Below are 11,186 nucleotides of genomic sequence, written 5' to 3'. Positions count from 1 at the left end.
GCGAGGAAGACGCGGTCGAGACCGGTGCGCTCGCTTGCGGCGATCCACTCCCCTGCCACGTCTGGCGTGATGTCCGGGGTGATGAGCCCCGCGCCGCCCGCGGCGGGCAGGTCGTCGGCGTAGCGGTCGACGCCGTACTGGAAGACCGGGTTCCAATAGGTCATGACCAGCACCGGCACATCGGTCGCCTCGGTGATCGCGCGCACCGCGGTGAAGAGGTCCTTCATCTTGAACCCACGAGCCAGCGCCGCTGTGGTGGCCTCTTGGATCACCGCACCGTCCATCACCGGATCGCTGTAGGGCGGGCCGAGCTCGATGATGTCCACGCCGTTCTCAGCGAGGGCGATGGCGGCCTGGATGCTGGTCTCGAGATCGGGGAACCCGACGGGCAGGTAGCCGACGAAGGCGCTGCGACCCGCCTCGTGGGCTGCGGCGATCGCCTGTTCGACGCGGCTCATAGCTCCGGCTCCCCCTTCGATGCGGCAGCCTCCGCGGCGCTCTCGTCAGCGACGTCGTGCTCGAGAGCTGCGGCGTCGTAGAGGTCGAAGTAGCGGGCGGCGGTGTCCATGTCCTTGTCCCCGCGGCCTGACAGGCAGATCGCGAGCACGGCATCCGGACCCATCTGGCGGCCGATACGCATCGCGCCGGCCAGCGCGTGCGCCGTCTCGATCGCCGGGATGATGCCCTCGGTGCGGCTGAGCAGACGCAGCGCCTGCATGGCCTCGTCGTCGGTCGCCGGGATGTACTCGGCGCGCCCGATGTCGGCGAGCCACGAGTGCTCGGGGCCCACGCCCGGGTAATCGAGGCCGGCGGAGATCGAGTGGGACTCCACCGTCTGGCCGTCTTCGTCCTGCAGGACATAGGTCTTCGCGCCGTGCAGGATGCCGGGACGTCCGCGTTCGATGGATGCCGCATGCCTGGGGGTGTCGACGCCGTCGCCGGCCGCTTCGACTCCGTACAGCTTCACTCCCTCGTCATCGAGGAAGGCATCGAACATGCCGATGGCGTTCGATCCCCCGCCGACGCACGCGATGACGGCATCAGGCAGTCGGCCGACCTCGGCGAGGAGCTGCTCGCGGGCCTCTTCGCCGATGATCTTCTGGAAGTCGCGCACCATCGCCGGGAACGGGTGCGGACCTGCGGCAGTGCCGAAGATGTAGTTGGTCGTCTCGACGGATGCGACCCAGTCGCGGTACGCGTCGTTGATCGCATCCTTCAGCGTGCGGGACCCCGACGTGACGGCCACGACCTCGGCGCCGAGAAGGCGCATCCGCGCCACGTTCAGCGCCTGGCGCTCGGTGTCGACCTCGCCCATGTAGATCGTGCAGTCGAGGCCGAACAGGGCGGCCGCGGTCGCCGTGGCGACACCGTGCTGACCGGCACCGGTCTCGGCGATCACCCGGGTCTTGCCGAGGCGCTTGGTGAGCAGAGCCTGCCCGAGCACGTTGTTGATCTTGTGGGAGCCCGTGTGATTGAGGTCTTCCCGCTTGAGGAAGACGCGTGCGCCGCCGGCATGCTCGGCGAACCGAGCGACCTCGGTGAGCGGCGACGGGCGCCCAGCATACGAGCTGAGCAGCGACGCCAGCTCTGCGCGGAACTCGGAATCGACGATCGCTTCGGCGTATGCCGCGGACAGTTCGTCGATCGCGGCGATCAGCGACTCGGGCATGTACCGCCCGCCGTACTCGCCGAAAAGTGGACCATGCTGGTCTCGCAGGCTCATCACGCCTCCAGGAAGCTCTTGAGTGTGGCGACCGGGTCGCCCGTGACGAGCGCCTCCCCGATCAGGACGACGTCTGCACCCGCTGAGCGGTAGTGCGTGACGTCTGCCGATGTGAGGACTGCGGATTCAGCGATCTTGATCGCCGAATCCGGGATCCGCTCGACGAGCCGGCCGAACAGGTCGCGGTCGAGCTGAAGGGTCTTCAGGTCGCGCGCGTTGACGCCGATCAGCGGAGCGCCGAGATCGATCGCGGCTTCCAGTTCGTCGGCCGAGTGGGTCTCGACGAGCGGAGTCATGCCGAGCTCGGTGATGAAACCGAAGAGATCGTGAAGCACTGCCGACTCGAGACCGGCGACGATCAGCAGCACGAGGTCGGCACCGGCGGCCCGCGCCTCGAGCACCTGGTAGCGATTCGCGATGAAGTCCTTGCGGAGCACGGGCAGCGACACGCGAGCGGTGACGGCTTCGAGATCGGCGAGGCTGCCGCCGAAGCGACGCTCTTCCGTGAGGACGCTGATCGCCGAGGCGCCGCCGGTCTCATAGAGCGAAGCCTGCAGGGCCGGGTCGGGGATCTCGGCGAGGGCGCCGCGCGAGGGGCTCGCGCGCTTCACCTCTGCGATGATCTTCACGCGCTCGGTCGGGGCGAGGAACGAGAGTGCGTCCTTGGCGGCGGGGCGAGCAAGAGCATCCCGTTCCACCTCGGCCAGAGGCCGGGTGAGAGCACGACGCTCTGCGTCTGCGACTGCGCCGGCCGTGAGGTCGGCGAGCACCATTAGTGCGCCTTCGGCGAGTACTTGGGGCCCTTCACGCCATAACCGGCCCTGGCGAGCAGCCAGCCGACGAGTGCACCGATCGGGACGATCGCGGCACCGACCCAGATCAGAGCGACCCACACGGGGCTGAACTCGGCGAGGCAGAAAGCCACCGTGCCGATCGTGAAGCCGGCGAGCATGATGATGACGCCCGTCCATGCCGCAGGCGAGTGTCCGTGGCCGGGGTCGGCGATCGGGTTGGTCATGGTCTCCTCCGGGGACGACGTGCGGGATCGGGTCAAGTCTATCGGGGTCATCGTGTCGGGTCGGTTCCGCGCGACAGGTCGTCCCACGAATCGATCGCATCGACGGGGCCGTCGCCGGCTTCGACATGCGAGGCATCGGTGCGATAGCGTCGCCCGCCGGTCTTCCAGCGCCGCCAGGTCAGGAGGACGACCAGGGATGCCGCGAGCAGCAGCACCCAGGCGATGAGCGTCATCACGGGCCAGGCAGAGAGCTCGATGCCGGCGACCACGTCGGCGATCGCCGTGCTGCCGGCGAGGCCGGTCGTCTCGGTCACGGTCGGACCGACGGCGCTGAGCGGCTCGTTCACAAGCAGTTGGAGAGTGGTCCACCCGAGGAACAGCGCAGCAGCCGTCGCGAGCACCCCGAAGATCAGCCGCAGGATCGGTCCGACGATCGACAGGGCGATGCCCAGCGCGAGCACGGCGAGGCTCAGCGGGGCCAGGAGCGGGAGCGCCGAGGCCCCCGGAACGAGGATCGCCTCGCCGGCATCCGCCCGTTCGACCGTCAACCAGGTCTGGGTGGACGAGATGATCCCGATCGCTCCGGACAGCAGGAAGCCGGAGACGGCGATGGAGCGGCCGCGACGTGCGAACGTCATGCGGATGCTCCCCCGTCGACCGCGTCCAGGTCGGTGGTGTCGAAGCAGGTGCGCGTGCCGGTGTGGCAGGCGGGCCCGGTCTGGTCGACTCGGAGCAGGATCGCGTCGCCGTCGCAGTCGAGACGCGCCTCGCGGACGACCTGGATGTTGCCCGAGGTGTCTCCCTTGCGCCAGTACTCCCGGCGGGACCGCGACCAGTACACCGCGCGCCCCGTGGTGAGCGTGCGGCGCAGCGCCTCGGCATCAACCCACGCGAGCATGAGCACCTCGGCCGTGTCCCACTGCTGCACGATCACGGGCGCGAGCCCGTCGTCGTTGAAGGCGACGGCGGCGATGCGCTCCTCGATGCCACTCATCGGACGAGCACCCCTTCCGCGCGCAGGGCGTCCTTCACGTCGCCGACGGTGAGTGCGCCCGTGTGGAACACGCTCGCCGCGAGCACGGCATCGGCGCCTGCTCTGATCGCAGGGGCGAAATCGGCCGCCTTGCCCGCGCCGCCCGACGCGATGACGGGCACGGACGCCGCCTCGCGCATCAGCTTCACCAGTTCGAGATCGAATCCGTCGCGCGTGCCGTCGGCATCGATCGAGTTGACCAGCAGCTCCCCGGCGCCGCGCTCGACGGCCTCTCGCGCCCACTCGAGCGCATCGAGCGTGGTCCGGGTGCGTCCGCCGTGCGTCGTGACCACGAAACCTGACGCCGTGGTATCGGCGCGCTTGACGTCGAGCGACAGCACCAGCACCTGCGCGCCGAAGCGGTCGGCGATCTCGCCGATGAGCTCGGGGCGGGCGATCGCGGCCGAGTTCACTCCGACCTTGTCGGCACCCACGGCGAGAAGCTGCGAGACATCATCGACGCTGCGCACTCCCCCGCCCACCGTCAGCGGCACGAACACCTGCTCGGCTGTGCGCTGCACGACGTCGTACGTCGTGGCCCGCGCGTCGACCGTGGCGGTGACGTCGAGGAACGTGATCTCGTCTGCACCCTGCGCCGCATAGTGGCGTGCGAGTTCGACGGGGTCTCCCATGTCGCGGAGATTCTCGAAGTTGACGCCCTTGACCACGCGGCCCTCCGCGACGTCGAGACACGGGATGACGCGACTGGCGAGCGCCATCAGAGCCTCGCGTTGTGGATCGCCGTGACGAGGATGGCGCGAGCGCCGAGGGCGTAGCGCGCATCCATCACCGGGTTGACCCTCGAGCGGGCGACCATGACCCGCACCGCGACCCACTCGGGGTCGCGGAGCGGCGAGACCGTGGGCGACTCGATGCCGCCGGCGATCTTCACCGCATCGTCGAGAAGCGCGAGGGGCAGGTCGTAGTCGATCATCACGAAGCGTCGGGCGACCATGACGCCGCGGAGGCGCCGGAGCAGGGTCTCGGATCCCTCGGCATCCTGAGGGCCGGCGATCAGCACCGCCTCGGACTGCAGGATCACCGGTCCGAAGACGTCGAGCCCGGCCTGGCGGAGAGTCGTGCCGGTCTCGACGACATCGGCGACGGCGTCTGCGACGCCGAGGCGCACGGCGGACTCGACCGCCCCGTCGAGCGGCACGAGATCGACCGCGATGCCCCGCTCATCGAGGAAGGCGTCGACGAGTCCCGGGTAGGACGTGGCGATTCGCAGGCCGTCGAGCTCGGAGACGTCGGTGTACCGACCGGAGGGCGCCGCGAAACGGAACGTCGACCCGGCGAATCCGAGCGCCTCGATCTCGCGTGCACCCGGCATGCGTGCATCGAGGAGCAGATCGCGTCCGGTGATGCCGACGTCGATGGCGCCGGAGCCGACGTAGGTGGCGATGTCCTTCGGGCGAAGGTAGAAGAACTCGACGTCGTTGTCCGTGTCGACGACGTGGAGGGTCTTGGGATCACGACGGCCGGCGTACCCGGCCTCCGCGAGCATGTCGGCGGCCGTCTCGGAGAGAGAGCCCTTGTTGGGAACAGCAATGCGCAGCATGGAAAGCCTTCAGATCGAAGCGAGTGGGGCGGAGCGCTTCACAGATGTCGGTAGACGTCCTGCAGGCTCAGGCCCTTCGCGATCATCATCACCTGCACGTGGTAGAGCAGCTGCGAGATCTCCTCGGCCGCGGCCGCGTCGGATTCGTACTCGGACGCCATCCAGACCTCGGCGGCCTCCTCGACGATCTTCTTGCCGATCGTGTGCACGCCGCCGTCGAGCTCCGCGACAGTGCCCGAACCCTCGGGTCGGGTCTCGGCCTTGACGCTGAGCTCGGCGAACAGCTCGTCGAAAGTCTTCACGATTCCAGGCTAGCGGCTCTGGCGCGGTCTCTGAGCCGGGTGACGGCGCCCTCGACGTCGTCGGCGCCGTAGACGGCGGAGCCTGCGACGAAAGTGTCGGCACCCGCTGCGGCCGCCTGCTCGATGGTGGCGTCGGAGATCCCGCCGTCGACCTGGAGCCAGACGGTGGAGCCGCGGCGCTGGGCCTCATCGGCGAGGGCCCGCAGCTTCGGCATCGTCTCGGGCATGAAACCCTGCCCGCCGAAGCCGGGTTCGACCGTCATCACGAGGATCTGATCGAACTCCTCGAGCACGCTGTAGAGACCCTCTGCCGGGGTGTCGGGCTTGATGGCGACCCCGGCCCGTGCGCCGATGCTGCGCAGCTTCCGTGCCAGCGAGATCGGATCGGCCGCCGCCTCGAGATGGAAGGTGACGCTCGCCGCCCCGAGTTCCGCGTACGCAGGCGCCCAGCGCTCGGGGTCGGTGATCATCAGGTGCACGTCGAGCGGGATCGGACTGGTCGCCTGGATCCGCTCGACCATCTGAGGACCGAACGTGAGATTCGGAACGAAATGGTTGTCCATGACGTCGACGTGCGCGAAATCGGCTGTCGCGATCTTCGCGAGATCCCGCTGCATGTTGACGAAGTCGGCGGCGAGGATGCTGGGGTTGATGCGCGGTGCGCGGGGCAGTTCCACGGCTCTAGTCTCTCTCTTCGACGCTCTGATCGGGGCCCTCGGCCGTCTCTCGCTGCAGAAGCACGAGGAACATGGCGTCGGTGCCGTGGCGATGGGGCCACAGCTGCACTCGGCCGGATCCGTCGTCGCCCAGATCGATCGGCGAGTCCGACACCGTCGAGAGCACGGCGCGCGCGTCGAGCTCGGCGATGTCATCGCGGCCTCTGAGCACCTCCTGCACCACCCCTGTCGTCTCTGCCAGGTGCGGGGAGCACGTCGCGTAAGCGACGATTCCGCCGGGGGCGAGGGCATCGAGGGCCGAGCTCAGCAGTTCGACCTGCAGCGGCACGAGCTCGGCGACGTCGGCGGGCGTCTTGCGCCAGCGGGCCTCCGGCCGTCTGCGCAGGGCGCCGAGTCCGGTGCAGGGCGCATCCACGAGGATGCGGTCGAACGTGCCCGCATGCGAGGCGCCGAACGAACGGCCGTCCTCTTCGTGCACGACGACCTCCGTCGGCACCGCTCGCAGGGCGTTGCGCACGAGTCGGGCCCTGGTCGGGACGATCTCGTTCGCCTCGAGGGTCACGTCGTGCTCCTGCGCGATGGCGGCGAGCAGCGCTGTCTTGCCACCTGGGCCCGCGCAGAGATCGAGCCAGCGCTCGCCGGCACGGATGGGCGTCGCCTGTGCCAGGGCGAGGGCGACGAGCTGCGACCCCTCGTCCTGCACACGCACGGTGCCGCCGGACGAGGCGATCACGCGGTGGGGGTCGCCGCCGGGCGAGCCGTAGGCCGTCGGCGCGTACGGCCGGCGGGGGTCACCGGGCTCGGCAAGACCCGGAAGGGCGACGAGCGTGACCTCAGGAGAGGCGTTGTCCGCCTCGAGGAGGTCGTCGAGCTCGTCGACGCGCCCCTCGGCGGCGAGAGCGCGCCGGAGTGCGCGGATGATCCAGACCGGGTGTGCAGAGCGCAGCGCGAGCCTCTCGTCGTCGGATCGCGCAGATGCCTCGATGCGCGCCTCCCACTCCCCCGGCGTCTCGCGGGAGATACGACGCAGCACGGCGTTCGCGAAGCTCGATGCGCCGCGACCCTGGGTCGCGGCCACGATGTTGACCGATTCGTTCACGGCTGCGTGCGAGGCGACCCGGGTCGCGAGCAGCTGATGGGTCGCGAGTCTGAGCGCGTCGAGCACTCCGGGATCGATCTCGTCGGCAGAGCGATCGGACGCCATGGCGATGATCGCGTCATAGGTGCCCCGCCGTCGGAGCGTCCCGTACGCGAGCTCGGTCGCCAGTGCCGCATCCTGCGGGTTCAGTCCTGCCTCGGCGATCGCGGTCGGCAGCACGAGGTTGGCGTAGGCATCGGATTCCGAGACCGCGCGCAGAACGTCGTAGGCCACTCGCCGCGCGGGCTGCACGGTGCGCTGTGGGCCGCGCGGCTGCCCGGAGCGCTGAGCGCCGCGGGACTGACCGTCGCGAGGACGCTGGTCGCGCGGAGCACGGGGTCCGCGCGATCCCCCGGAACGTGCGTCACGGCGCTGGCCGTCTGCCTGCTGCCCGGTCATGCGCCTGCTCGCAGACCCTCGGTGCCGCGCTGTCCGCGCCACCAGTCGACGGCGCTCATCGCGCCCTTTCCGGCCGGCTGCACGCGCGTGACCGCCAGCGGCGTAGACGCGGTCCCGATCAGCAGTGCCGTCTTCGTGGCCGCGAGCTCGCCCGGCTGCAGTGCGACACCGTCGGACGACGGCGCGGCCTCGAGCACCTTCAGACGGAGCCCGTCGACCGTCGTGTGGGCGCCGGGCTCGGGCGTGACGCCGCGGAACCGCGAGAAGACCTCGGAGCATGGTCGCGTCCAGTCGAGCAGCCCGTCGTCGAGCGTGAGCTTCGGGGCGAGCGTGGGCTCGCCCTCCTGGGGCTCCGCCCTCGCGGTGCCGTCGGCGATCGCCGCCACGACCTCTGCGGTGAGCTCCGCTCCGTCGATCGAGAGCACCTTGAGCGCCACGTCAGCGGTCGCATCCGCGGCGATCTCGACCACGCGAGATGCGAACACGTCGCCCGCGTCGAGCGCCGGTACGAGCTGGAAGACGCTGGCGCCGAGCTGAGCATCACCGTTGATCAGCGCCCGCTGCACGGGCGCCGCGCCGCGCCACTGGGGCAGCAGCGAGAAATGGAGGTTGATCCAGCCTTGGGCAGGAGCCGACAGAAGCGGTTCGCGCACGAGACCGCCGTAGGCGACGATCACGCCGAGCTCGACCTGAAGGTCGGAGATCGTGGCGGTCGCCTCCGCGTCGAGGCGCGCAGCCTTGATCACCGGCAGACCGAGATCGGTGGCGGCCTGTGCGACGGGCGACGGGGTGAGCACCCTCTTGCGACCGAGCGGCGCGTCCGGCCGGGTCACGACCGCGGCGATGTCGTGCTCCGCCGCAAGGCGGCGGAGAGTGGGAACGGCTGCCGACGGTGTGCCGGCGAAGACGAGACGCATGAAGGTGCTCCGGAGGGATGCGGGGTATGGATCGGGGGGCTCTGCTGCGCCGTCGGCGCTCAGAGCTCTGGGTCGAGGATATCGAGGCGAACCGTGAGCGCGCTCCGAGTCGACTTCCCTCGGCCGCGACGGGCGCTGACCGCCTCGGCGACCACCGCCGCTCGCAGCGTGGCTGCCACCCTCGCGCCTGCACCGTACTCGAACCGCACAAGAGCACGGACGCGGGGCGGATAGTCGTCGGACTCGATCGGCACCGGCCCCAGTACCGCATCCGACGGAAGGGCGAGTTCCTGCAGTGAGGCGAGCGCCCGACCGACCGCGGCAGCGGATCCCTCGACCAGTGCGACCCGTGCGGCCGGAGGCATGTGCAGCGGCGCACGTTCGGCGAGCTCGGCCCTGGCGTAACCCGCCTGACTCCAGGTGGCGAGTGCACGTGCGATGGCGCCGTCGACGCCGACGAGATGGATGGGCGCGCCGGGAGCGGCGAGGGCCGCAGCGTTCGACCACCAGCGCAGACACGCCTCGCCGATGCGAAGGTCGGGTGCCTGGAGCATCCGCGGACCGTCGAGCAGCACCACGGCGCGGTATCCGCCCTCGGCGAGTGGCTCTGCTCCTCGTGTGGCGACCACGAGCGCCGGCTTGTCGGTGACGCGATCGACGGGATGTGCGCTGTCGGCCACGACCACGCGGGTTCCGGGGAACGCCTTGCCCAATTCGTCGGCGGTGCGCTCGCTGCCCGACGACGCCAGACGCAGCTTCGTCGACGAGCAGGTCGGGCAGGCCCAGGCTCTGGCCCCGCGTCCGCACCACGCGCACACGGGCACCGCGCCGCGGTGCTTCGCCCCCAGCGGTCCCCCGCAGTGGGCGCACCGGGCAGGCGCGCGGCACTCGGCGCACACGAGAGAGGGCGCGAACCCGGGGCGGGACACCTGCACCAGCACAGGGCCTTCGGCCGCGGCGTTGCGCGCCGACAGGAAAGCGGATGACGGCATGCGCTGTGCGGTGGGCGCGTCCATCTCGTGCGGCGTGCTGAGGATCACGCGCGGCAGCACTCGGCGCGTCGCTCGGATGTCCTGCAACCAGCCGTGCGCGACGAGCCGTTCGACGTCGGTCGTCCGCGTGTGTCCGACGAACAGGAGCGCGGATTCCTCCTGTTCCTGGCGGAGCAGAGCGGCGTCCCGCGCATTGATGTACGGGGAGAGCGGCTCTCCCAGCAGCGGATCACCGTCGTCCCACAGCGCCACGAGCCCGGCGCGCACGGGCGCATACACCGCGGACCGATTGCCGACGACGATGCACGGCGCATCCTCGAGGGACCGCAGGAACGACCGGTAACGATCGGGATTCGTCTGGCGGGAGTCGTACCGCACCACCGCTTCCGGCGGCGCCACGGCCTCGAGCGCGGCGAGCAGGCGATCCAGATCCCGGTGGTCGGGCACGACGACGATGCTCGAACGGCCGGATGCCAAGGTGCGCACCGCGGCTGCAGCGAGCAGCGCTGCCCATCCCGGCTCGCCGTCGTGCGCCACCGGAATGGCTTCGACCGCCGCCCGTCCGCCCGTCTCGAGCACTGCGTCGAGACCCTCGTAGGTCGCGATCAGTCCGGCGGCCGATGCACGCGCCTCGTCGGTCGGCATCGCAGCGGGCGAGTCGGCGGTCCATGCCTTCTCGACCCGCACCTGCCGTTTCGGAATCACCAGGCGGAGCACGTCGGAGGCTGACCCTGCCGCGCGATCGGCTGCTCGCCGAGCGAGACGATAGAGCCGCTCGGGAAGCACGGACACCGGCGAGACGACGCTGTCGACCTCGGAGAGCGGTCGGTCGGCATCGTCTTCGGTGTCGAGTTCGATGACGTAACCGTCGATCACGCGTCCTGCGGTGCGCAGCGGCACGCGCACTCGGACGCCCGTCGACACGTCGCCGAGTTCCGTCGGCAGGGCGTAGTCGAAGAGTCGGTCGAGCTGCGGAAGCGGTGAGTCCAGGAGCACGCGAGCGATGCGNNGCCATCAGGCCGCCCCTCAGAGGCCGGCAGCGCGCCGCAGCTCTTCTGCGCGGTCGGTGCGCTCCCACGTGAACTCCGGGAGCTCACGTCCGAAGTGCCCGTACGCGGCCGTCTGGGCGTAGATCGGGCGGAGAAGATCGAGCTGGTCGATGATCGCCTGCGGGCGGAGATCGAAGACCTCGTCGATCGCGCGCGTGATCGCCTCGTCGGACACCTTGCCGGTGCCGAAGGTCTCGACGTACAGACCCACCGGACGCGCCACGCCGATCGCGTAGGCGACCTGCACCTCGAGCCGATCGGCGAGCCCTGCGGCGACGGCGTTCTTCGCAACCCAGCGCGTGGCGTAGGCGCCCGAGCGGTCGACCTTCGACGGGTCCTTGCCGCTGAACGCGCCACCACCGTGCCGTGCCGCTCCG

Annotated in this window: 14 protein-coding genes; all 14 read right to left on the bottom strand. The window is 70.1% G+C overall.

Features of this window, described 5'->3' with window-relative positions:
* Positions 1 to 458, bottom strand: a 458-nt coding sequence (gene trpA / locus J7E68_RS19465) for a tryptophan synthase subunit alpha (protein WP_251048491.1), incomplete at its 3' end; no start/stop codon positions are given.
* Positions 455 to 1,723 (bottom strand): tryptophan synthase subunit beta, encoded by a 1,269-nt coding sequence (trpB, locus tag J7E68_RS00985; protein WP_215169027.1) that lies wholly within the window; start codon positions 1,721 to 1,723, stop codon positions 455 to 457. The genes trpA and trpB, both read right to left, overlap by 4 nt.
* Positions 1,723 to 2,493: an indole-3-glycerol phosphate synthase TrpC gene (gene trpC, locus J7E68_RS00980; protein WP_215169033.1), complete on the bottom strand. Its 771-nt coding sequence runs from the start codon at positions 2,491 to 2,493 to the stop codon at positions 1,723 to 1,725. The genes trpB and trpC overlap by 1 nt, the downstream gene beginning before the upstream one ends.
* Before the next feature lie 2 nt (positions 2,494 to 2,495).
* Positions 2,496 to 2,741 carry an HGxxPAAW family protein gene (locus J7E68_RS00975; protein WP_215169025.1) on the bottom strand — a complete coding sequence of 82 codons (246 nt, stop codon included), beginning with the start codon at positions 2,739 to 2,741 and terminating at the stop codon, positions 2,496 to 2,498.
* Positions 2,742 to 2,788: 47 nt separating this feature from the next.
* On the bottom strand, positions 2,789 to 3,379 hold the full coding sequence (locus J7E68_RS00970) for a Trp biosynthesis-associated membrane protein (RefSeq protein WP_215169023.1): 591 nt from the start codon (positions 3,377 to 3,379) through the stop codon (positions 2,789 to 2,791).
* Positions 3,376 to 3,735, bottom strand: coding sequence for a phosphoribosyl-AMP cyclohydrolase (hisI, locus tag J7E68_RS00965; protein WP_215169022.1), 360 nt, complete (start codon positions 3,733 to 3,735; stop codon positions 3,376 to 3,378). The genes J7E68_RS00970 and hisI overlap by 4 nt, the downstream gene beginning before the upstream one ends.
* Entirely contained in the window at positions 3,732 to 4,493 is a 762-nt protein-coding gene (gene hisF, locus J7E68_RS00960) for an imidazole glycerol phosphate synthase subunit HisF (RefSeq protein WP_215169021.1), read from the bottom strand. The genes hisI and hisF overlap by 4 nt, the downstream gene beginning before the upstream one ends.
* Entirely contained in the window at positions 4,493 to 5,335 is an 843-nt protein-coding gene (gene hisG, locus J7E68_RS00955) for an ATP phosphoribosyltransferase (protein ID WP_215169020.1), read from the bottom strand. The genes hisF and hisG overlap by 1 nt, the downstream gene beginning before the upstream one ends.
* A 38-nt stretch (positions 5,336 to 5,373) precedes the next feature.
* Positions 5,374 to 5,637, bottom strand: a complete 264-nt coding sequence (locus J7E68_RS00950; RefSeq protein WP_215169019.1) for a phosphoribosyl-ATP diphosphatase — start codon at positions 5,635 to 5,637, stop codon at positions 5,374 to 5,376.
* Complete coding sequence (rpe, locus tag J7E68_RS00945) at positions 5,634 to 6,314, bottom strand: ribulose-phosphate 3-epimerase (RefSeq protein WP_215169018.1); 681 nt, start codon at positions 6,312 to 6,314, stop codon at positions 5,634 to 5,636. Before rpe ends, J7E68_RS00950 begins: the two co-directional genes overlap by 4 nt.
* Positions 6,315 to 6,318: 4 nt before the next feature.
* Positions 6,319 to 7,851, bottom strand: coding sequence for a transcription antitermination factor NusB (locus J7E68_RS00940; RefSeq protein WP_215169017.1), 1,533 nt, complete (start codon positions 7,849 to 7,851; stop codon positions 6,319 to 6,321).
* Positions 7,848 to 8,768 (bottom strand): methionyl-tRNA formyltransferase, encoded by a 921-nt coding sequence (gene fmt, locus J7E68_RS00935; protein ID WP_215169015.1) that lies wholly within the window; start codon positions 8,766 to 8,768, stop codon positions 7,848 to 7,850. Before fmt ends, J7E68_RS00940 begins: the two co-directional genes overlap by 4 nt.
* Before the next feature lie 59 nt (positions 8,769 to 8,827).
* Positions 8,828 to 10,756 (bottom strand): primosomal protein N', encoded by a 1,929-nt coding sequence (locus J7E68_RS00930; protein WP_311415921.1) that lies wholly within the window; start codon positions 10,754 to 10,756, stop codon positions 8,828 to 8,830.
* 30 nt (positions 10,757 to 10,786) lie between these two features.
* A partial coding sequence (locus J7E68_RS00925; RefSeq protein ID WP_215169013.1) for a methionine adenosyltransferase domain-containing protein occupies positions 10,787 to 11,186 on the bottom strand: 400 nt, incomplete at its 5' end.

The sequence above is a fragment of the Microbacterium sp. ISL-103 genome (assembly GCF_018613995.1).
Classification (GTDB): domain Bacteria; phylum Actinomycetota; class Actinomycetes; order Actinomycetales; family Microbacteriaceae; genus Microbacterium.
This window is presented reverse-complemented; position numbering and strand designations above follow the sequence as displayed.